Raw genomic sequence first — 21,285 nt, forward strand, 5'->3', positions numbered from 1 at the left:
TCGCAGCGGGTATTGAGCTTCCCCAACTGAACTGATCCACCACTATGCTTGCGCCACTTATAGCGGTAGCAAGAAGCTTTTCATAAATCGCATGATCCCTGTCCCCGGACCATCTCCACGGCGGGTTGAACTATCCCAGACGACTGCATCTTTTGGCGCTGTTTTGAGATTGTATCCACTTAAGAACGTGTCCATCGTTGTAAGAGCGGCAAAAATGCTGAATCTTGTACTGCTACCCCAGGCGACCAGCTTGGGCATTGGAGCAGGTTTTTCCGCCTCAGATGAAGGCGTAAGACGCGCAGCCGCGGTCGTTCGAAGGATCAGGGTTCCTGGACCTTCTGCATAATAGTAGATCATACGCCCCAGTATCAGCGTCGAAAGACCAAGACTGGCAATACGTCCCATTTTCAATGTTTCGCTCATTCCAACGAAATCTGAAAACCTGAAAATCACACGCTCACCGGGTTGAAGGGACCAAGAAACAAGTTCTGCAGGCTCGTCGACTTTCAGTTCCGCGTCAAATTCATCGGGTTTCTCTACGCGGTTGCCCTCAATCCGATTCATAGCCCATGTACCGCTGGCAATGCGTGCGACAGGCATTCGAAACCCAAGCGGACGGCGTCGGGCGGGCGGAGGCCCTTCCAACGTCACGCCCCAACGCGCTACAAAATACGCATCTTTTTCGGTAATGGGGATGCGGTAGTGCTGCCCATGGTTAGCCAAAACAGACGCTGAAGATGGGGGGGCATCTGGCAGAAACTGTGCATGCAGACTGGCGGCCCCGTTTGGCGCAAATATCACGCGCGAGAAAACAATAAGGAACGTCTTGAGCAGAATAATAACACTGTACAACGTCAAAAGCAGCGATACGTTGCGCCAGGTTCTAAAGCCGCCTGTTACGGTCGATGTGGTTGTCGTGTGTGTGGCTAGATACACCTGTTGGTAGTAGCTTTGAACCCGGGTTGAAGCATCTGACACGTCGTCAGACAGAGCGACATCGCTGGGGCAGTTTCGGGGCCTGTTCGGGTCAGACGATGCCAGAGTAATGCATCCCGCAAAATCGGTGGTGCCGTCTATCATTCCGGTCCGCGCATCCACCATCATCTGGTTGGCCCCTTCGACGATCCATTCCTTTGTCTTGCAGACAGGATCAAGTGGAAAGCACCAGCCCGGTTTTTCCAACAAGGGCAAGACCTCTTTGGGAAAGGCTGTATTCATCTGGTCTTTTACAGCTAGGGGTACACGAGCAAGGTCGTTCTTTGCGTCCCGTTCAACCGTCTTCAGGTTGAGGCTCACACGTTTATGCACCGAAATCAGATACAGATCCGACCACTGATTGATAGCGCGTTCCAGCGGGTCCGCGCTTGGATAGCTACGGGACCAGGATTTGACGTACGGAACATGGCTGTCTTGCGCCATCGGCTCGTTTTCTATCACCCAGATGATTGCCCGGTTTTCCAACTCGGCCGTCCGGCGTTCAACATCGGCAACCATCTGTGGTTCGACCCACAAATTTACGAGCGCCCACCAAAACCCGCCGAAGAAAACAAAAACAGCCAATGCAGGGCTCCAGAGTCGTAATGTCTTGCGACTGGCGGAGCGTAGATCCGATTTAGAAAGCGTTGTGACAAACTGCCAGTTGTCACGGACCATCATCCACAGCATTCGAACCAGCACCGAAATCGTCAGGAACAACAGTGCGTTCACCAGTTTGGGTTGATAGCCAAGAAACATCATCCCCAGCAAGCTGGCACCCGGAGCTGCACCGAAAAGTTGCGCAATCTGTGACCCAGCTACATCCAGAAAAAGAATAGTGGTAAACCCTATGAATGACGTGGAAAGCAAATGACCGTGGCGCAGAAAAAGATAGGTGCATGCGGCAGCAAGAGCGGCATAAATCACGTGCGTGGTCATCTCAAATGCGCCGCCGGCCCCCGTCGAATTGAACTGATAAATCAGCGACGACCAAAACAAAAAGGCCGGAATTGGCCAAAGCGACAAACGCCCTAGCCGGATGACTAGGCCCGCGGAAACAAGCCCTGCCAACCCCAAAATACCGATGGCCGGATGCCCCCAACCACGCTGCTGATAAAGCGTTATTTGATCGGTAATCGTCGTCAGAACACCCGTCTTTCCAGTGGCCACCGGGTCCAGCACAAATGCATAGGACGCCAACATAGGGACCCAGCCAATAAACAGCAGGAACCAGAGGAGTTCTTGAAAAAACCGAGATTGTTGCGTTTCGATTTTGTTCAGCTCCTTGCAAAAGCGCTTCAAAAAATAATCGAATAAATAAATTTCTAATGGCAACTATGGCGTCTGTGCTTAATTCTGACAAGATGGCATCCAAAGCACCTTGAAAATAGCCTAGCTCACTGTGGGTTGGGCATTCAATAACCTGTTCTAAGGCCAAGTCTTGAATACCAGAGTTTGTGACACCGCCCGTGCCTTCGATCAGAGCGTTGTTTACTTTGGCCCTATGGTTTGCCTACGATTTCAATGAATTTTCCTGAAGTTTTTACGAAAGGTTTATTGTCATGCCCGAGACGCTCAACTTGCACAAATTTGAACATCTTAGCCCTTTTCAGATCAAAGACGAACTCATCAAGCTGGCTCAGAAAGAGTCGCATCGGATGGCCCTGCCCTATCTGAATGCAGGGCGTGGAAATCCCAACTGGATCGCAACCAAAGCACGCGAGGCGTTCTTCCTGCTGGGCCAGTTTGCGATGACCGAGGCAAAAAGGCACCGCGATGAACCACAGGTCGGGTTGGCCGGAATGCCTCAAGGCAACGGTTCTTACGAGAGGTTGAAAGCCTATTGCACCAATTCTTTGGAACAGAATGGACCTCCGGGTGCCGACACGCTGGCGGCAATGGTGGATTACGCCGTTGAAAAATTTGGTTTCACGCCTGACGACTTTGTCCTTGAACTAACCGATGGCATTGTGGGCGACCACTATCCAATGCCTGACCGATGCATGAAACACAACGAAGCCATTGTGCACGATTACATAATGTGGGCGATGTGCGCCGGGCATCGGCCCGAGGCAAAATTCGACATATATGCTGTCGAAGGTGGTACCGCCGCGATGTGCTATATTTTCAAGGCGCTTAAAAACCAGCGACTGCTTAACGCAGGCGATACAATAGCATTGGGCACACCAATCTTTACGCCTTATTTGGAAATGCCGCTTTTGGAAGACTACGGGTTGAACGTGGTCGACATATCGTCAGAGGAAGAACACCATTTTCAGTTGACGGATGATCATCTGGAGCTCTTGGCCGACCCGAAGGTCAAAGCACTTTTCCTTGTCAATCCAGGCAACCCTTCGTCGGTTGCGATCAGCCCCGAGGTCATGGCCCGGCTGGTGCATTTCGTCAATACCCGACGTCCGGATCTGATTATCCTGACCGATGATGTCTATGGCACCTTCGTGCCAGACTTTCAGTCGGTGATGGGACATTTGCCGGAAAACACGATCGGCGTTTATTCTTTTTCGAAGTATTTTGGGTGTACCGGTTGGCGTCTCGGCGCAATCTTAGTGTCTGAAAACAACATCTTCGACAAAATGATCGCCCAAGCCCCAGCGGATACGCGTGCAGTCGTTGAAGCGCGATACGAAACGCTTACCCCTGATCCGTCCTCGTTCAAATTCATCGACCGAATTGTGGCGGACAGCCGAGATGTCGCGTTGAATCATACTGCGGGTTTGTCTCTGCCACAGCAAGTTATGATGACGCTGTTTTCACTTGTTGAACTGATGGACGAAGAGAAAAAATATCAGGCATTTTGCTGGGGTATTCTCGATCACCGTTTCAATGAGCTGGTCGAAGGTTTGGGGATAGAGGTTTCTGACAATCCGCTTTTCGACAAGTATTACGGCATTATCGATTTTGAATTCTGGCTAAGGAAATATGTAGGTGAAGAGGTTGTGGAGTGGATTAAGGAGAACGTTCACCCTCTGGATATCTCATTCAAACTGGCGCAAGACCATGGGATTGTTCTACTCAATGGGTCGGGCTTTGACGCACCAAACTGGTCGGCACGTGTCTCTTTTGCCAATCTAGATGACAGCGCCTATCGCCAGATCGGCCGGGCAGTTAGGGCGGTGGCGGTTGGCTATGTGCAAGCCTACCGCGCCGCGAATGGCCTGCCAATTCACGGTTAGTTTGCGACTACGAACGCTTTGATCAGGGAACAAAGGCCACAACGAGCGGGCCCCAGAGCGTTAAAAAGATATTGGCGACCGCGTAAGTCATCGTAAACGCGGGGGTTGGCGTCGCGTTTCCGGTCTTTTCCAACAACGTCGCAAAGCCTGGGTTGCCTGAGCGGGATCCGGTTACGACCGCGCATGCCTCGACCGGGTTTTTTATGCCCAGAATAAAGTAGTTGATCGTGAACTGCACAATCATCGGCATCAAGGTGACTACGACACCGAGCAGGAGCAAGGTAATGCCGTATTGCTGGATGGCTTCCAGCGCCGGTTTGCCAGCATTCAAGCCAACAACGCCGACAAATACCGCCAGTCCAAAGCTCTGAAGGAAGTTTGCAGCGCCGTGGTTGATGCCACCAATCTTGGGTCGACGAATGCGCAGATAGCCAATGATCAATCCGGTCACAAGACAGCCAAGCCCCGACCCAAGTGCGACCTTCGTTCCAGCAATGACAAAGCTGATCTCACCAATCAGGTAACCGATGGCAACACCAATACCCAGAGCGATGAAGTTCGTAGCCGAGGCCGAGGGCGGCACGTAGCCTGCCAATTTGGCCACCCGGTTCAGGTCATCTTTGTGGCCAACGATGCTGATCTCGTCACCAGCGTGGAGTTCCGTATTGTGCAGTACCGGCACGCCATGACCCATACGCGTGATCTTTGAGATGTGAACTCCACGACGCTGATCGGCGGTCAATGCAGCCCTCAGTTCTGCCAGAGTTTTTCCTGTCAGTTTGCGATTGGTGATGATCACGTTGCGGCGTTCCTCCACGACAACCAATTCCGGTGGATATTCCCCGATTTCGCCGCTTGCGGTGTCTTCGAAACTGGTAAGTGAGGCGACAAGGCCCGAGACAACGATTACATCACCTGCCCCGACAACGGTTTCAGGTTCAGGCTCTACCGGAATTCCGTTCTGCATCAGCTTCTCGACAATCAGATCGCCGCCATACCGTTCCTCGATGGCCTTGACAGATTGCCCGGCAAGTTGCGCATCAGCAGTCACTTGATAGGCGCGCGCCTCAAATCGGTTCATTGGAAGAAACTCACCCTCCTCCAGTTTGCGACCGCCGCCGCTGAGTTTGCTGGCCAGTTTGATCGCTTCTTGCCGAAGATCGCAGCGCAGAATGATAGGAATGACGCTGACGGCCAGAATCGGCCCAATTGAACCAAAGATATAGGTAACCGAGTAGCCTACCGCGATATTGGTTTTTAGCTTTTCCGCTTCATCTGCCGCGAGCCCTAGCAAATCAATCGCGTTGCCCGCTGTGCCGATGATTGCCGACTGCGTCAGCCCTCCGGCAGCCAGTCCAGCCGCAAGCCCTTTGTCCAGCCCAGCCATGCGAGCCACGGCGATCACGAAGAAAAGCCCCCAGGCGGTCATCATGAACGCCGCCAACAGTTTTGTCAGAGCCGAGCGGTTAAGGGCGGCAAAGAATTGCGGCCCGCCGTTATAGCCAACCATAAAAATAAACAAGGAAAAGAAGACGTTTTGCACATCAGTGCTTAGGGTAATGCCGCCGATCTGGCCTACAAAAACCGCGACCAGAAGGGTTCCGGCAATTCCGCCCAGTTCAAACTTTCCAACCCTGAATTTCCCAATGCCGTATCCTAGACCCAGGCAAAGGAAAAGCGCCATAATCGGAAACGCGCGGAGTTGTTCTGCTAAAATATCCATATCGAAATCCCCAGAGCTTCACACTGGTCAGCTTAATTCACGATACAGGGACTGATGATTTAGAAAATACTAAATTTTGATTTCGACCACAGGCACAAGGTTTCACGTGGCGCAGTGCTTAAATAACTGCGCCACGAGTCACAGACTTACCCCTTCGATCGGAAGGCCAGAAAAGCCATCACTGCAACGCCAGCGAGGATTAAGAAAACCTCACTGCCATGTGTGTGAAACGCGTGATCGGTGTGGGCCATCGCGGGCGTTGCGGCCAATGCGGCTACTGATGCGAGTCTTACAGATTTCATGCTTCGATCTCCTGTTTGCGTTGGTGAAGAAAGTCGCGGATGTCTAAAGTGGATTTCTCATCCATCGAGACATAGATCAGCGACATATTGGTGCGCTCCTGCACCATCTGACCGGGGAAGGGCAGATAGCTCAGCTCGCGCGAGCCGAATGAAGGCGAGGCGGTGCCCACCTGCCATTCGGTCTTCAATTCGATGTCGATCAGTTTCAGCGCCTTGGCGCCGTCCTTGGACGGGCGTTCAAAGGGGACACCGGCCAGTTTCAGATAGCTGGTTTTGTCACCGGCCTGCAGGAAACCGTCGATGAATTGCGTGGCTAGAACCTGCAGGTCCGCTGCCTCATCCTCGTGATGCATGTGGCTGTGCAGGTGGTCGCCATGGGCGTGGTTGTGGCCATGCCCATGATGGGCATGGTCATGATCGTGGTGGTGATGGTGTGCGTGATCATGTGGCATTCGACCACCTCCGCCCTTCGAATTCGCCGTGTGGAATGGCGACGGGTTTGTCGATGAACTTCTTATGCGCGCCCATCTTGCCGTTCGACACCAGCGCGCCCAGCACATCCACGATCACGCGGGTGCCCATCAGGGCGGTGATATCGGATGTGTCATAAGGCGGTGAGACCTCGACTAGTTCCATGCCACAGATGCCTTCGGCAGCGATGCTCGAGGCCAGCGCCAGCGCTTCTCGCGGAAGGAACCCGCCGGGTTCGGGCCAACCGGTGCCCGGAACAAAACCGCAGTCGATGCTATCGATGTCGAAGGACATATAAACCATATCGACACCGTCCCACGCCATCTCCAACGCCATCTCGATGGTTTTGTCGACGCCCATCTTCTCCATATCGCCCATAGTGATGATGTTGGTCTCGCGCTCGCGGGCGACCTTGACGGCCTCACGCGGGACTTGCCAGCCGCCGATGCCGATCTGCACAAGGTTCTTGGCCGGCACATTGGGCAGGTTGGTGGAGTGAAACCACGGAGTCGTGTGCATCCTCTCATCCAAGTCTTTTTCCTGAATATCCGCGTGGCGGTCGAAGTGGACGATGCCGATTTTCTTCGAGGTGCATTCGGCGATCCCACGCACACAGGGGAAGCCAATGGAATGGTCGCCCCCGATCATGATCGGCAGCGAGCCCGAGCTGAACACATGGCTGACCGCGCGGCTGATCTGGTCAAAGCTTTTCTCGATATTGGCCGGGATGGTGAACACGTCGCCCGCATCACACAGGGTCATCTGTTCGCGCAGGTCGACCCCGATCTCGTAGTTGTAAGGCGTATAAAGCGCCGAGATCTTGCGCACCCCCTGCGGCCCGAACCGGGTGCCGGGGCGATAAGTGGTGCCACCGTCGAACGGAATACCCAACACGGTGGCGTCATAATCGGCAACCTCCAGCACGTCTTCGGCATAGGGGGCCTTGAGGAAGGTGTTGATGCCTGCGAAATGCGGCAACTCACCCCGCGCGAAAGTGGGGATCGACTTGTCCTCGATGCTGTCGGCCCCGGTCAGGCCCATGCGCAGGGCCCAGCGGCGTTCCTCGTCCCAGCGGCCTTCGGGCAGATCGGCCTCTTTCTGCATGGCCTTCCAGCCCGCCAGTTTGGTCAGGTCAGGGTGGTGTTGGCGCTTTTCGCGGCGTTCAAGATGAGTGCGCAGGTCCATCGGGTGATGGGACTGCGTGCGCTTTGGATCCGAAAACACGGTATGTCTCCCAAATCAGTGTCCCGCTGTCGGGCGGGGAATCTCCGGGCTTTGGTGAACGCAGCATGCGGAGCCCGGCGGCGCATGCTGCGGCTGTTCAGGCCCCTGCCAAAGAGGGGTACTGATCGAGAATGTCCTGATAGGGCATACCCTTGTTACGGGCGTCGAAATCATAGGTGATCGTGGCTCCGAACAGGCCCGGATCGTCCGGGTCCCAGCGGGGTTTGTCGAAGACCAGAACCCGGTCGCCCAGTTTGAACCCTTCTTGCAGGTCATGCGTGACCATGAAGACGGTCATGTTGGTTTCGTCCCGCAATTCCATCAGGAAATCATGCATTTGCAGGCGCGTACCCGGATCAAGCGCGCCAAAGGGTTCATCCAGCAGCAGAATGCGCGGCCGCGCCGTCATGGCCTGACCGATGGCCAACCGCTGCTGCATCCCGCCCGACAGCGCCGCCGGGAATTGATCGGCCACATGGTTCAGGCCGATCCGTTCCAGCATCGCGTCTGCCCGCGCTGCGGCCTCGGTGCGTGCAGCCCCGCGCAAACGACCAAAAGGCTGTTCAAAGCTTTCGCCCGCGATCAGGTTGTCGCGCACGGTCATATGCGGAAAGACCGAGTATTTCTGAAACACCACGCCGCGTTCGCGGTTCGGCTCGACTGCCGTGTCGCCACCATCAATACTGATCTCGCCCTTATACGGTCGCTCTTCAGCCAGCAGCATACGCAGGAAGGTGGACTTACCGCAGCCTGACGCGCCGACGATCGAGATGAACTCGCCTTCATCGACCGAGACATTGACCCGCTCCAGAATGGATCGGTCGCCGTAGCGTTGCCAGACATTACGGACGGATACAAAACTCATAGCCCGGCCTCCATCCACGGGAATGCACGGCGCGAGGTGGTTTTCAACGCCCAGTCGATCACGAAGGCCAGCAGGGTGATCCAGATGACGTAGGTCAGGATCACATCCATCGCCAGATAGCGGCGCACCAGAAAGATGCGATAGCCAAGGCCGACATTCGAGGCCACCGCCTCGGCCGCGATCAGGAACAGCCAGGCCGAACCTAAGGACAGACGCACATTCGAGATCAAGCGCGGCAGAATCTGCGGCAGCGCTACGCGCAGAGCAATCACCGAGGTCGAGGCCCCAAGCGTTTGCGCCTTGACGATCTGTTCCTTTGGGATCTCCATCACGCGCTGTGCCAGATCACGGGTCATGAAGGGAGTGATGCCGATGACGATCAAAACAACCTTGGACAGCTCGCCCAGCCCGAACACGATGAACAGGATCGGCAACAGGGCCAGCGGCGGCACCATCGAAATCACCGCAACAATGCTGGACAGCAGCGACCGCGCATAGGGCAGCAAACCGATGGCCAGCCCCAACACCAAAGACAGTGCCGCCGAAATCCCGACCCCGCCCAGCAAACGCGCCAGACTGGCGAACGTGTCATTCCACAGCAGGATCTCTTTTGACCGACGGTCGGGTTCCGTGAACAGCCGGTGCGCCGTGTCCAGAATGGTTGAGGGCGCGGGCAGCAGCTTGTCCTGCGGGTTAGCTGTCAACCGGATATCCGAGGCAACCGCATAGGCCACAAACAGCACCACGAAGGGCAGCGCGGCCAGCAGCAACGCTCCGGGGCGTCCGGGTTTGTGATTGATCAGGCGCATGAGTGGGCGATCCTTGGCACGTCGGGGGATCGGGGCAGCAGCGCGGGCCGCCCCGAAGCTTGCTTACAGGTCGCCGTCAGCGGCCATCTGCATGTAGGTCGTGTCAAAGCGGAACTTGACGTTACCCGCATCGCCCGTGGTCGTGCCATCGGGATAAGCGATGCCCACGAAATCAGCGCTGGGAGCGCCTTCGCCCAGAATGCCTTTGTCGAACAGGAATTCGGCAACATTGGTCATGGTCTCCGGCAGATCCCCGGCGCTGGCCTGTGCGACGGCGGCGGCCGGGTCAAAGAACATCTCGGTCGCGGCAAGCTGCGCCTTGTAGCCTTCCAGATCGGTGCCCGAGGCTTCGGCCATGGCGGTCAGAACCTCTTCGTCGCCCGCAGCCATCAGCGCCATGATCTCATACCAGGCGCCTGCCACGGCCTTGCCGAATGATGGGTTGGCCTCAAGCGTTTCAGTGTTGACCACCATCAGGTCCAGAATCTCACCGGGGATTTTCGAGCTGTCGAACAGGTTCACTGCATCAGGGTTGCTGCCCATGATTTCGGACACAAGCGGATTCCATGTCACCACTGCTTCGACATCAGGCGTGGCGAAGGCCGCGATCATGTCAGCGTCCGACGTGTTGATGACTGAGGCCAGATCGGATTCCTCAAGCCCCACGGAATCCAACCCCCGCGCCAGCAGGTAATGCGACACCGAAAGTTCCACCAGATTGACCGGCTTGCCTTTGAGGTCTTCTAGGCTGCCTGCGCCCTTCATGATCACCGCATCATTGCCGTTGGAATAGTCACCCACGATCAGCGCGGTCGTATCAACCCCGCCCCCTGAGGGGATCGACAGTGTGTCCATATTGGTGGCCGAGACACCGTCAAAGGCACCAGCGGTGTATTGGTTGATCGACTCGACATAATCGTTGAACTGCACGATCTCGACATCGATGCCGTATTTGTCAGCCCATTTGTCCATGATCCCGCTGTCTTCCAGATACCCCCAAGGCATCCAGCCCACATAGATTGACCATGCCAGCTTGAACTCGGTCTTTTCCTGTGCGGCCAGCGGCGCGGCCAGAGCACCCAAGGCAAGGGCGGTCGCGGACATCAGCTTAGTCATTTTCATGTCATTCCCCGTTGTCACGTCCCGCCAAAATCGTGGAGGGTTTCCGGACCGCTGGCGGAACAATGAGATCGGGCGCGGACGAAACCAGCGCAGTAACCTCCCGGGATTTTGGCCCGCCGTGTGCCTTGTCGGAGTTTGCCGACAAGGTGATGCTTCTTGGACCTGACCTGACGATGTCAGCGGAACCCTAAGCACCCTGCCCGTTCAGAATGCTCAGAGGTTTTGATCCTGACAACAAAGGTGCCATCGGTTTCTCGGAAGCTGATCTGGTTGCTTAAAAATTAGACTAAATCCTGAACGCTTGCTGCATTGCAGGGCTCAACTGTACTTTGAGTTGGCGCGAGCCGAAGCATTACAGTTTCAAACTTAGACTACCCAGCAGCAAAATCATCGCGCACATCGGCGAGGCTGATTCTCAGCAAATTTGTTCTGGGCCGAGGCTGGATTCACAGCACAGAGTCCACAATACTCAAGTTGGATTATGCCGACGATGGTGAGTTGTGTCTAATTTGCGAAAACATGGTTTCAGCTGGATGGCTGCTCTGCTCATGATGACGTTCATGGCTGACGCAATGCCTGACGAAACGCTGGATTGGGCCGAGATGCCGGACCCAGCCGCGCAAGTCTTTGAAGACCCGTTTCGGACACTCGGCCCTGAAGAATTTGACGATCTGGTTTTTGCAGTACGATTGCGCGGTAGACTGCAGCAAGAAATCGGCACCCCGGACGAGAGATTGAGGTGGCAGGAGCTTCTGGCAGAAACCGAAAACGCCTTGGCGGCGAAAGGCGTGGACATTGATTGGCTTCTGGATCAGCGTGAGGCTGTGACCGCACGGCGCGAGCGTGCTGCCACGGCTGGAAACCCCAAACTGGATGGTCGGTCCTTCACTGTATCAGGGTATGCTATCCCCGCTCCGCCTGACACTGATGGTCAGCCCGTGGCTTATCTTGTGCCCCAACTGGGGATGTGCAGCCATTTTCCTCCGCCACCACCAAATCAGATGATCCGTCTGCAATTGGATTCAGACTGGGTGCCGCGTTATATGCACCAGCCCATCCGGGTGACCGGAACTTTGGCCATCGCTCCATCAGATCAAATGGTAATGATCGTCGATGGATTTGTGCCCATGCGCGCAACATTTCAGATGACTGCCGAAAAGGTCGAGGTTTTGGAAGACGCACAGGACGCTCAAAGCCGGATCGAAACCCTTGCTGATCGCATGCGGGCGGCCCGCCACCGTAAATCCGGCGGTGCCGACCAGCTGGATTGACGGTGCAAGCCGAGGGAGGTTACCGCGCTCGTTTTATTGACAGCGCGTTAGAACCTCTTGCAGAGTTGCAAACATGGGAATCGTGGTAGTTTCAGACATACCTACTATGGCCGAGGGCTCACAGCTGGGGCGCCGCGCGACTGGCTGTGACTTGGTTGTGTGACCGTAATTAGGTGAAACGTCGTTGGGTCCGCTGTCAGCGCGACACAGGCTCAAAATCCCTTAACTCAATCCTTATGGCTTTGAATGAAACCTGAAAACGGCCTGCGTGTTGCAGTCGATATTGGTGGTACATTTACCGACACGGTCCTGGTCAACGAACATGACCAGATTTTGGCAACGACCAAAACGCCTACGACACCCAGCAACCCCACTTTGGGCGCGCTGCAAGGTGTCCGGCGTGTGATGTCAGATGCCAACGCAAATTGGCGCGACATCATCGGATTTATTCACGGAACAACCCTTGCCACAAATGCGTTGATCGAACGGCGCGGTGCTCGGGTCGCGACCGTGACAACAGAAGGGTTTCGGGACATTCTGGAAATCGCCTATGAGCGCCGTTACAGCCAGTATGACATCAACCTGGTCAAGCCAGACCTGATCGTGCCGCGCACGCGTGCCTTTACAATCCGAGGGCGGATGGATGCGCGTGGCCGCGAACTGTCCGGGCTTGCAGAGGAGGATGTCACACAGCTTGTTCGCGACTTGTCCGACTGTGGCGCCGAGGCTCTCGCGATTTGCCTTTTGCATGCCTACGCCAACCCGGCGCATGAGATCAGGTTGCGGCAGCTTTTGTCCAAGGCTTTGCCAGAGGTGGCGATTTCCTTGTCGCATGAGGTCAGCCCCGAGGCGCGAGAATTCGATCGACTGTCGACAACCATTGCCAACGCGTATGTCCAGCCGCAGATGGCAGACTATTTGTCGGACTTTCAAACACGGTTTAACGCCGAAGGCTTAGATTGCCCTATTCTAATGATGACCGCAGGCGGAGGTATGACGACGCTGGAAACAGCGGCGCGCCTGCCTATCCGTTTGGTCGAGTCCGGCCCAGCCGGAGGCGCAATACTTGCGGCGCGAGTTGCCGCCGAGACGGACGAGCGGGAAGTTCTGAGCTTTGATATGGGCGGTACGACAGCCAAACTCTGCCTGATCGACGCCTTTCGCCCACAGACCGCGCGTAAATTCGAGATCGCCCGCGCGGCGCGTTTTATCAAGGGATCGGGTATGCCCGTTCGTATTCCGGTTATCGAAATGATTGAGATCGGCGCGGGCGGCGGTTCGATTGCTCATGTAGATCGTTTGGGGCGCCTGCATGTCGGCCCGCAAAGCGCTGGTTCTGAACCAGGCCCAGCGGCGTTTTCCAATGGCGGCACGCAGCCTACGGTAACTGATGCGGATGTGGCGCAAGGGTATATAGATCCGGACCGGTTTGCCGAAGGGCGTATAAAAATAGACACACATGCTGCGCACTGCGCTTTGGACCAGAGCATTGGAAAATCGTTGGTGTTGGCGGCAGATCAGGCGGCGCTCGGTATTAGCGAAATCGTTGACGAAAACATGGCCAGCGCAGGCAGAATGCACGCTGTGGAGTCCGGCAAGGATTTAACTGCGCGCGTTATGATCGCCTTTGGCGGCAACGGGCCGTTACATGCCACCCGAGTGGCTCGGCGCGCGCAGGTCGACCGGATCGTTATTCCACGCGACCCGGGCGTGGGCTCAGCGGTCGGGTTTCTGTTCGCTCCGGTGTCATTCGAGATCATTCGCTCGCGTTACACAACTCTCGATAAACTCGATTTGCAGGATCTCAACGCGTTTTTTGACCTGATGTTGCAAGAGGCCCGGTCTGTTGTTCGCAGCGGCGCCCCAACGGGCGCGCTAGTGCAACGAAGGCGGGCCTACATGCGGTATCACGGACAAGGTCACGAGATAGAAATTCAGCTGCCCAATAGGTCACTGCAAGAAGAAGACATTCCAGAACTGCACCATAGTTTCGAGAATGAATACATCAGACAGTTTAGCCGCGCAGTTCCGGGCATGCGCGTCGAAATCATGAATTGGGGGCTTGAAGTCTCATCGCTTCCTCCCGCTTTAACACCCGCTGCGGCTTCGGCAAAAAAACGTCAAGCCAAGCCTCATGGCTTTCGGTTAACCCTGTGCGACGTCACTGGTGATTGGCGAAAGGCAGGTCTCTATGACCGCGCCACTCTGAAACCGGGTGATCATCTTTCAGGACCGGCTTTGATTATGGAACCGCAAACAACAACCTTGGTCAGCGCTGATTTCTCGGCGCGGCTGGACGAGGCCGGGAACATCTGGCTGGCCCGCAACGGTGGAGGATCATGATGAATCTGTCAGAAACTAGGTTGCAGGTCATGTGGAACCGCCTGCTGGCGGTTGTAGAAGAACAAGGACAAGCGCTTATCCGCGCCGCGTTTTCTCCGATCGTGCGAGAGTGTGGCGACATTTCGGCCGGGATATTCGATGTGCAGGGGCGGATGCTAGCGCAGGCCGTTACAGGAACCCCTGGGCATATCAACACGATGGCCGAGGCGGTAAAAACCTTGAGTGGCCGCTTTGCCGTGCAAGACATGCAGCCCGGCGACATCTACATGACCAATGATCCCTGGATCGCATCTGGGCACCTGAACGATTTCCTGCTGATGATGCCTGTATTTCTGGATGATACGGTGATTGGTTTTACGGCCTGCACCTCTCATCTGGTCGATTTGGGTGGTCTGGGAATGGGGCCGGAAGGGTCAGATGTTTACGACGAGGGGTTGCTTGTTCCACCCTGCAAACTGGTAGAGGCCGGCACTGTCAACGCTCTGCTGATCGAGATCGTGAAGGCAAACTCACGTGAACCTGTTGCAAATGAAGGTGACATTTACGCCTTGATTGCATGCTGCGAGGCCGGAGCGGTTAGATTGTCTGGCATGATGCAAGAGTTCGGCATCAATCGGCTGGATGAATTGGCAAACTATATTATCGAAACATCGTATCGCGGCACTCTTGACGTCATCGCTGGATTGCCGAAAGGCACATGGCATAACGTACTGAAAGTAGACGGGTACGAGCGCGAAATTGAACTGCACGCCGCCCTGACGATTGAGGCGGATAAGATCGTTCTGGATTTCAAGGGTACTTCGGGACTGTCCAGCAAGGGTATCAATGTACCCCTGAATTACGCGACCGCCTATTCGGTCTTTGCCCTGCGGTGCTTAATAGGCCCAGATATTCCCAACAATGCAGGATCATTGGCGGCTTTCCTCGTGTCGGGGCCGAAAGACTGCATTCTGAATGCGCAGCCGGGTGCGCCTGTTGCAATGCGTCACACGCTGGGCCAGATGACGCCGGATCTGGTGTATGGGTGCCTCGCGCAGGCCCTGCCCGATCACGTACCTGCCGAAGGCGCGTCGTGCATGTACGACCTGCCTTTGCGACATGCGCCCGAAGCGCCGCAGACCGGAGGCGAACAGTTCGCGCTTGAGTTGGTGTTCAGTGGAGGTACTGGCGCGAGACCCAGCTTGGACGGCCTCTCGGCAACTGCGTTCCCATCTGGGGTTTGGGGATCGCAGGTCGAAATGACCGAAGCGGTCGCACCAGTATTGATAACCCGACGAGAATTAAAAACAGATTCCGGCGGTGCGGGTCAAAGGCGGGGCGGTCTAGGACAGCATATCGAGCTTCGATCCGCTTGTGACGAAGACCTGTTGCTGTTCCTTTCAGTGGAACGGGTCAAAAACCCCGCACGTGGGCGATCTGGTGGATTAGCAGGTGCCAATGGGCGCATTCGGGTCGGCCACGATGGTTCTGACTTGCCAGGAAAAGGTCAGGTCCGAATACAGGCGGGTCAGACTCTTGTATTCGAAACACCGGGCGGCGGAGGTTTTGGATTACCCCAGGACCGTAGCCGAACCGAGGTTCTGCGTGACTTAGAGGCGGGCCTGATCACGGAGCAGTCCGCGCGTGACGTCTATGGAGTGGAAACATGATCCAACCAGTGTCGCATGTTTCAAGACTGTCGCCTTACGCGCTTGCTGAATTGAGCGATCTTGAAGGTAGGCGCTTAATATCCCTGGCGCAAAATGAAAGTCTGACACCCCCCAGCCCGCTGGCAGTTTCTGCCGCTGCTGGCGCTATGGAAGCAGGTCATCTTTATCCTGATCCCGATTGGCGTGATCTCCGCTCGGCACTGGCCGCGCTGCATGATCTGCCAGCCGAGTGGATATTATGTGGCAACGGGTCCATGGAGTTGATCTCATGTCTGGCCCAAGCCTACGCAGACGAAAACTGTTCGGTACTTGCACCGGCACATGCATATCCGTTTTTCAAAACCGCCGCACAAGTCGCGCGTGCACGTTTTGACACTGCCCCAGAAAAGTCGCGCGGAGTATGCGTTGATACGCTGATCGACCATGTTCAACCCGACACACGTATCGTTTTTGTTGCCAATCCGGGAAATCCGACTGGTACCGTTATCCCGAAAGCGGATCTTGTGCGTTTGCGTGAGGCTCTTCCCGATCAGGTGTTGCTGGTTGTTGACGAGGCTTACGGCGAATATGCGGACCATCTTAACGAGCCTATCTTTGATCTGGTCGAACGCGGTGACACGGTTGTTTTGCGGACGTTTTCCAAGGCCTACGGATTGGCGGGTATGCGGATCGGTTGGGGCGTGTTCCCTTTGGATATCGCGACACAGACCCGTAAGATTATGAATCCCAACAACATATCAGTGGCGGCTCAGGCTGCGGCGATAGGCGCGTTGAATGATCAGGACTATATGAAGGCCACTCGGTCAGCAACGATCCAACTGCGCGACGATTTCGCGACAAGACTACGCCGTGCGGGTTTCGAGGTTCCAGAAAGCTTCACCAATTTCGTGTTGATCCGCTTTGCAAACCCCCAAGATGCACGATCGGCCAATGATGCGCTTCGGGCCGACGGCATCATAGCACGTGGTCAGGCCGGGGCCGGCTTACCCGAATGCCTGCGGATCACTGTCGGCCAATCCGCCGAAATGGACCGCACGGCCCAACTGTTGGAAGCATGGATCGAAGGGGACACACCATGAAGCATTCCCGAGGGCTGGCTCGTTTCGGCATTCTTGTGCCCTTCACGAACACCAACCTTGAACCTGATATGTATTTGTTGCGCCCCGACGGGGTGTCGCTGCATTTCGCGAGAATGGGCGGTTATGATCAGGATGAGATTCCTGATGCCGAACAGATGCACGGCCTTGGAGCCGCAAATCTTGAAGAGCCGCTTCGTTTGCTCCAAGGGGTCCGGCCCGAGGTCATACTTTATGGATGCACATCTGCAACCCTGACCCATGGGTTCGCCTTTGACCGCACACTTGCGGCCCGGATTAAAGCCGAATGCGGAGCCGAGACTGTAACCGCTGCCGGAGCAATCGTGTTTGCGCTGCGATCACTGCGCGCGAAAAATATCGGGTTTGCTTCGCCGTATGTCCCCGCAATCAACGACCTTGCCGTCAGTTTTTTGACCGAGGCCGGAATCCACACGGTCAACCGCTCGGAAGTCGCAAGTACGTTGGACAATTATGGACAGGGCACGATAGGCCCCCAAGCCGTGTTCGAACTTGGACGAGCTGCAGACCACCCGAAGGCTGATGCGATTGTTCTTTCCTGTACCGATATGCGCAGTGTCGAAGTTATCGACCAATTAGAACAGGCATTGGGCAAACCAATTGTCACGTCAAACCAAGCAATGATGTATCAGGCTCGGCACATCATGGGTATTGCCAATTCTGTGCATGGGTATGGGAGGTTGCTGCAAACGACGGCGTCCGATCGCCCAGACACTAGTCACGAAATGCCTTCGCAAAATAGTCTGCCATAGGTTTGACCAAATACCCCAAAGGGCTGCGATCCGCGGTTCGGATGAAAGCTTCAACAGGCATGCCAGGTACAAGAATCGAACCTTCTGGCAGCCTTCGCGTTTCGCCTTCGTTCAATGTGATCTCGGCCCGGTAATATCGCAGCTGACTGGTGTTATCCTCGAAAGCGTCTGCCGAAATTGTCACAACGCGACCGCTAAGTTCAGGTGTTTTGCGCTGATCCAGCGCTGGAAAACGCAGGGTGACCAGTTGGCCGATACTCAGCTTGTCAATATGAATAGCCTCAACTTGTGTGTTGATCACCAATGGTCGGTCCTGCGGCACAATGAACAGAACCGGATCCGCCTGTTGGACAACGGATTGCAGTGCAAAGACCTGCAGACTATACACTACGCCTGCGACCGGAGCCTTGATGTTAAGGCGAGCCAGACGATCCAAAAGAGCCCGGCGTTCTTCCCGCAAACCCAACTCACGAACCGTCAGGTCGCGCAACTGGGATATAGCATCTTCGCGCTGAGCAGTGGCGAGCTTGAGGATTTCGATTCCAATCTCGGTGATCCGCACCTCGGCTTCTGCCTTACGCGCCTTGAGGTCACCCATCTGGCCCGACAGGTTGGCATCTTCTCTTTGCAAGGCCAAAACACGAGACGCCTGCGCCAGGCCGCGATCCAGCAACTGTTGCTGCCCGGCCAACTCTTGTGTGATTAATTCAAGCTGCCGGGACAGCGCCGCCTCCTGTGCCGCCAGACCATCTATCTGGTTCTTGATCTGATTGGCGCGCTTCTCAAGTTGGGCGATCTCGTTGCGCGTCGATGCCGCGCGCGCGGAAAACAGCCGCTTTTGACCCGCAATCAGATCCGCAGCGTCTGAGTCTTTAGCCGCAGCTTCCGACAGAATAACGTCAAACCGGATGGATTCGCGCCCGTCCCTTTCAGCTTCTAGTCGTCCGCGGCGGGCCATCAACTCATAGAGCTGGTTTTCAGCGATGGCCAACTCGGACTCCAAAGCGCTTGGATCCAGACGAATTAGGGTCTCACCTGCCCTGACCACGTCTCCTTCATCCACCAGAATTTCTGCCACCACGCCACCATCGGGGTGCTGAACCACCTGACGGTTCTGATCGACCTCAATCTGTCCGCTAGCGATGATCGCGCCCGAGATACGGGCAAGTACCGCCCAGGCGCCAAAACCTCCAAGCAACAGAAACAGTGTCAATACGCCCAGAATCAACGGCCCCTTCGCGGACCATTGCCCGTTGTTTTGCTGAACCGGTCGGGTCACTGGACACCTCCCTGCGCATCTGTTCGAGCGACATCATTGCTGTTCCTGACCACTTTTCGCAAAACCTCGTCTCGGGGCCCAAACGCCCGTACAGTTCCGCCATCCAACATCAACAACAGATCGCATTCTGCCAGAACCGCGGGCCGATGCGCGATAATCAACAGGGACTTGCCATCAGCCTTGAGCCCCCGGATCGCCTTGTTCACTGCTTCGCTTCCTTCATTGTCTAAGTTCGAGTTCGGCTCATCCAGAACAAGAATGACAGGATCGCTATACATCGCTCGGGCCAAACCGATGCGTTGAATCTGACCACCAGACAGGCGATTGGCCGTGGCCCTGACAGGCGTGTCATAACCCTTTGGCAACTTAACGATCATTTCATGCGCATCCGCCTTGCGCGCAGCCGATACCACCTTTTCAGCTTTGGGGTCCGGGGCCAGTTTAGCTATGTTCTCGGCGATTGTTCCGTCAAACAAGGTCACCTCCTGCGGCAGATACCCGATATGCGACCCCAGAACATCTGGCGTATACTGATCAAGACTGGCCCCATCCAACCGGATGTACCCCCCTGCCGAAGGCCATACGCCGGTTAACGCCCTTGCGAGGCTTGATTTACCAGCACCTGACGGACCGATCACCCCCACGGCTTGCCCTGGTGAAACAGCGAAGTTGACAGCTTTTAGGACGGCTTGCGTTTCACCGGGTGGAACAATGGTGAGGTTACGTATTTCAAGTCGGGCTTTCGGCGTTGGCAGCGGTGTTCGCTTTGTTTCGATTGGAACCGTTCCCAAAAGCTCGGCCAGTTGTCCCCAGCCTCGCATAGCAGCCTGAACCATTGGCCATTGACCGACGATCTGTTCGATAGGTGCAAGGGCTCGGCCCATCAGGATCGAACCTGCAATCATTGCCCCTGGCGTCATCTGACCCCGTAGCACAAGCAGTGCGCCAAGCCCCAGCATTGCAGATTGTAAGAACAGTCGGAATGTCTTTGTCGTGGTGGTGAACGTCCCTCCAAGATCGGCCGAGCGCATATGTTCGGACAATGCGTTGTCACGTGCTTTGCTCCACCTTTTAAAGGCTGCGCCACGCATTCCCAGCGCCTGCGCCATTTCGGCCTCATTTTGCATTTGGTCCGAGATGACTTGCGCCTCGACCGAAGCCCGGTTGGCCGCTTGACTAGGTGCGCGCGTGGTGACCTGGTTAATGACGGTTACTGCAATAAGAATGACCCCACCTACGAGGGCGAGTATGCCCAGCCAAGGGTGGAAAACCCAAATTCCAAGGAAAAATACCGGGGTCCAGGGCAGATCAAAAACCGCTCCGAAAACTGGTGACGAGAACAACCGCGAAATGGCAACCAGATCAGCTGGACCGGCAGTGTTATCTGATTTCCCCGGACCTGACGCCCTACGCAGCGCCGCATCAAAAACACGAGGATCAAGGTCGGATTGGAACCGCGCGCCTATTCGGCCCAAAAGTCGACCTCGCGCGTAGTCCAGCAATCCCATCATACCGTAGAGAAAGACCACCAGCACAGAGAGGGCGACCAGTGTCTCGACCGAGCGGCTACCCAAGACGCGATCATATACCTGGAGCATGTATAGCGGGCCAGTGAGCATCAACAGGTTCGCAAAAAAGCTGAAAATGGCGACACACCAAAACAGGCCGCGGCTTTGACGCCGTGCACCGCGCAATTCGGCGCGCCCCGCCTGAATCTGCCTGGCCTCTGAACCTGCCATTTTTAGCCTTGTCTTTTCAGTGCCTTAAACCAGAAAGATCTTCCTGGCTTTGCCAGAGCCCGTTGCCTAAAAGCCTATGAGAATCCACCTCAGCCTAGGCATCGGTTTCGGACGTTTTTTCCACGTGTTTGTAGATTTCTTTCTCTTCAAGCACCTTGATCATGGTTGAAATCTGCGCATGGCATTGCAGAAGCGCATGAAGCGACATGTTGATCATCAGGGTGTTTTCGCTTGCCGGAGCTTCCCCTTCGGTCGCGGATTTTTTCAGACACCCACAAGTGACACGTACCACTCCGTTGATCGTCGAGATATCCGTGATGCCATCAATATAAACGTGTTGCATTTAACGCTCCTTACGCAGAGGGATGTTAGTGGCCCGGCACAGGACAACGCGCCGAGCCGGGGGGATCAGACAAAGACCAGATTGTCGCTACTCAGGATCGACAGATCGT

At 55.7% G+C, this 21,285-nt stretch carries 17 protein-coding genes and 1 riboswitch; of the genes, 6 read left to right on the forward strand and 11 right to left on the reverse strand.

Annotated elements, in window-relative coordinates; all coding sequences use genetic code 11:
- Positions 1-57: 57 nt before the first annotated feature.
- On the reverse strand, positions 58-2,310 hold the full coding sequence (locus tag ABWV79_RS12550; protein WP_353392322.1) for a hypothetical protein: 2,253 nt from the start codon (positions 2,308-2,310) through the stop codon (positions 58-60).
- A 227-nt stretch (positions 2,311-2,537) separates the two neighbouring features.
- Between ABWV79_RS12550 and ABWV79_RS12555 the strand changes: the two genes are divergently transcribed.
- Positions 2,538-4,169: a bifunctional aspartate transaminase/aspartate 4-decarboxylase gene (locus ABWV79_RS12555; protein ID WP_353392324.1), complete on the forward strand. Its 1,632-nt coding sequence runs from the start codon at positions 2,538-2,540 to the stop codon at positions 4,167-4,169.
- A 22-nt stretch (positions 4,170-4,191) separates the two neighbouring features.
- Here ABWV79_RS12555 and aspT read toward each other — a convergent pair whose 3' ends face one another.
- From aspT to ABWV79_RS12590, 7 genes are all read right to left on the reverse strand, one after another.
- Positions 4,192-5,892 (reverse strand): aspartate-alanine antiporter, encoded by a 1,701-nt coding sequence (aspT, locus tag ABWV79_RS12560; RefSeq protein WP_353392326.1) that lies wholly within the window; start codon positions 5,890-5,892, stop codon positions 4,192-4,194.
- A gap of 146 nt (positions 5,893-6,038) precedes the next feature.
- A complete protein-coding gene (locus ABWV79_RS12565) occupies positions 6,039-6,194 on the reverse strand; it encodes a hypothetical protein (protein WP_170356243.1) in 156 nt (51 codons plus the stop codon).
- Positions 6,191-6,646 (reverse strand): hypothetical protein, encoded by a 456-nt coding sequence (locus ABWV79_RS12570; protein WP_170756042.1) that lies wholly within the window; start codon positions 6,644-6,646, stop codon positions 6,191-6,193. Before ABWV79_RS12570 ends, ABWV79_RS12565 begins: the two co-directional genes overlap by 4 nt.
- The gene (locus tag ABWV79_RS12575; RefSeq protein WP_353392327.1) at positions 6,636-7,889 is read right to left on the reverse strand and encodes an agmatinase family protein; all 1,254 of its coding nucleotides are present in this window, start codon (positions 7,887-7,889) and stop codon (positions 6,636-6,638) included. The genes ABWV79_RS12570 and ABWV79_RS12575 overlap by 11 nt, the downstream gene beginning before the upstream one ends.
- 97 nt (positions 7,890-7,986) lie before the next feature.
- Positions 7,987-8,754 (reverse strand): ATP-binding cassette domain-containing protein, encoded by a 768-nt coding sequence (locus ABWV79_RS12580; RefSeq protein ID WP_353392328.1) that lies wholly within the window; start codon positions 8,752-8,754, stop codon positions 7,987-7,989.
- A complete protein-coding gene (locus tag ABWV79_RS12585; RefSeq protein ID WP_353392329.1) occupies positions 8,751-9,563 on the reverse strand; it encodes an ABC transporter permease in 813 nt (270 codons plus the stop codon). The genes ABWV79_RS12580 and ABWV79_RS12585 overlap by 4 nt, the downstream gene beginning before the upstream one ends.
- Before the next feature lie 63 nt (positions 9,564-9,626).
- Positions 9,627-10,685: a putative urea ABC transporter substrate-binding protein gene (locus ABWV79_RS12590; RefSeq protein WP_353392330.1), complete on the reverse strand. Its 1,059-nt coding sequence runs from the start codon at positions 10,683-10,685 to the stop codon at positions 9,627-9,629.
- 95 nt (positions 10,686-10,780) lie between these two features.
- Positions 10,781-10,887: riboswitch (guanidine-I (ykkC/yxkD leader) on the reverse strand.
- Between the two features lie 331 nt (positions 10,888-11,218).
- On the opposite strand from ABWV79_RS12590, the gene ABWV79_RS12595 reads away from it, so the two are divergent.
- The 5 genes from ABWV79_RS12595 (at position 11,219) to ABWV79_RS12615 (ending at position 17,815) form a co-directional block, all read left to right on the forward strand.
- On the forward strand, positions 11,219-11,956 hold the full coding sequence (locus tag ABWV79_RS12595) for a DUF3299 domain-containing protein (RefSeq protein ID WP_353392331.1): 738 nt from the start codon (positions 11,219-11,221) through the stop codon (positions 11,954-11,956).
- A gap of 246 nt (positions 11,957-12,202) precedes the next feature.
- On the forward strand, positions 12,203-14,299 hold the full coding sequence (locus ABWV79_RS12600) for a hydantoinase/oxoprolinase family protein (RefSeq protein ID WP_353392332.1): 2,097 nt from the start codon (positions 12,203-12,205) through the stop codon (positions 14,297-14,299).
- Positions 14,299-15,948, forward strand: coding sequence for a hydantoinase B/oxoprolinase family protein (locus ABWV79_RS12605; RefSeq protein ID WP_353392334.1), 1,650 nt, complete (start codon positions 14,299-14,301; stop codon positions 15,946-15,948). The genes ABWV79_RS12600 and ABWV79_RS12605 overlap by 1 nt, the downstream gene beginning before the upstream one ends.
- Positions 15,945-17,027, forward strand: coding sequence for a pyridoxal phosphate-dependent aminotransferase (locus ABWV79_RS12610; RefSeq protein ID WP_353392336.1), 1,083 nt, complete (start codon positions 15,945-15,947; stop codon positions 17,025-17,027). Before ABWV79_RS12605 ends, ABWV79_RS12610 begins: the two co-directional genes overlap by 4 nt.
- Positions 17,024-17,815 carry a maleate cis-trans isomerase family protein gene (locus ABWV79_RS12615; protein ID WP_353392338.1) on the forward strand — a complete coding sequence of 264 codons (792 nt, stop codon included), beginning with the start codon at positions 17,024-17,026 and terminating at the stop codon, positions 17,813-17,815. Before ABWV79_RS12610 ends, ABWV79_RS12615 begins: the two co-directional genes overlap by 4 nt.
- On the opposite strand, the gene ABWV79_RS12620 is transcribed toward ABWV79_RS12615, so the two are convergent.
- The 3 genes from ABWV79_RS12620 to ABWV79_RS12630 all read right to left on the reverse strand — a co-directional run bounded on the left by ABWV79_RS12620 (position 17,778) and on the right by ABWV79_RS12630 (position 21,176).
- Positions 17,778-19,094 (reverse strand): HlyD family type I secretion periplasmic adaptor subunit, encoded by a 1,317-nt coding sequence (locus tag ABWV79_RS12620; RefSeq protein ID WP_353392340.1) that lies wholly within the window; start codon positions 19,092-19,094, stop codon positions 17,778-17,780. The genes ABWV79_RS12615 and ABWV79_RS12620 overlap by 38 nt on opposite strands.
- A complete protein-coding gene (locus ABWV79_RS12625) occupies positions 19,091-20,833 on the reverse strand; it encodes a type I secretion system permease/ATPase (RefSeq protein WP_353392342.1) in 1,743 nt (580 codons plus the stop codon). The genes ABWV79_RS12620 and ABWV79_RS12625 overlap by 4 nt, the downstream gene beginning before the upstream one ends.
- 94 nt (positions 20,834-20,927) lie before the next feature.
- Complete coding sequence (locus tag ABWV79_RS12630) at positions 20,928-21,176, reverse strand: hypothetical protein (RefSeq protein ID WP_170356233.1); 249 nt, start codon at positions 21,174-21,176, stop codon at positions 20,928-20,930.
- Between the last annotated feature and the right edge of the window lie 109 nt (positions 21,177-21,285).

The organism is Ruegeria sp. HU-ET01832, assembly GCF_040371315.1.
GTDB lineage: Bacteria > Pseudomonadota > Alphaproteobacteria > Rhodobacterales > Rhodobacteraceae > Ruegeria > Ruegeria lacuscaerulensis_A.

Excerpts from the sequence above, each read along its gene's own strand:
- ABWV79_RS12555 (WP_353392324.1), top strand. The coding sequence starts at position 2,538 with ATGCCCGAGACGCTCAACTTGCACAAATTTGAACATCTTAGCCCTTTT.
- aspT (WP_353392326.1), bottom strand. The coding sequence starts at position 5,892 with ATGGATATTTTAGCAGAACAACTCCGCGCGTTTCCGATTATGGCGCTT.
- ABWV79_RS12565 (WP_170356243.1), bottom strand. The coding sequence starts at position 6,194 with ATGAAATCTGTAAGACTCGCATCAGTAGCCGCATTGGCCGCAACGCCC.
- ABWV79_RS12570 (WP_170756042.1), bottom strand. The coding sequence starts at position 6,646 with ATGCCACATGATCACGCACACCATCACCACCACGATCATGACCATGCC.
- ABWV79_RS12580 (WP_353392328.1), bottom strand. The coding sequence starts at position 8,754 with ATGAGTTTTGTATCCGTCCGTAATGTCTGGCAACGCTACGGCGACCGA.
- ABWV79_RS12585 (WP_353392329.1), bottom strand. The coding sequence starts at position 9,563 with ATGCGCCTGATCAATCACAAACCCGGACGCCCCGGAGCGTTGCTGCTG.
- ABWV79_RS12590 (WP_353392330.1), bottom strand. The coding sequence starts at position 10,685 with ATGAAAATGACTAAGCTGATGTCCGCGACCGCCCTTGCCTTGGGTGCT.
- ABWV79_RS12595 (WP_353392331.1), top strand. The coding sequence starts at position 11,219 with ATGGCTGCTCTGCTCATGATGACGTTCATGGCTGACGCAATGCCTGAC.
- ABWV79_RS12600 (WP_353392332.1), top strand. The coding sequence starts at position 12,203 with ATGAAACCTGAAAACGGCCTGCGTGTTGCAGTCGATATTGGTGGTACA.
- ABWV79_RS12605 (WP_353392334.1), top strand. The coding sequence starts at position 14,299 with ATGAATCTGTCAGAAACTAGGTTGCAGGTCATGTGGAACCGCCTGCTG.
- ABWV79_RS12610 (WP_353392336.1), top strand. The coding sequence starts at position 15,945 with ATGATCCAACCAGTGTCGCATGTTTCAAGACTGTCGCCTTACGCGCTT.
- ABWV79_RS12615 (WP_353392338.1), top strand. The coding sequence starts at position 17,024 with ATGAAGCATTCCCGAGGGCTGGCTCGTTTCGGCATTCTTGTGCCCTTC.
- ABWV79_RS12625 (WP_353392342.1), bottom strand. The coding sequence starts at position 20,833 with ATGGCAGGTTCAGAGGCCAGGCAGATTCAGGCGGGGCGCGCCGAATTG.
- ABWV79_RS12630 (WP_170356233.1), bottom strand. The coding sequence starts at position 21,176 with ATGCAACACGTTTATATTGATGGCATCACGGATATCTCGACGATCAAC.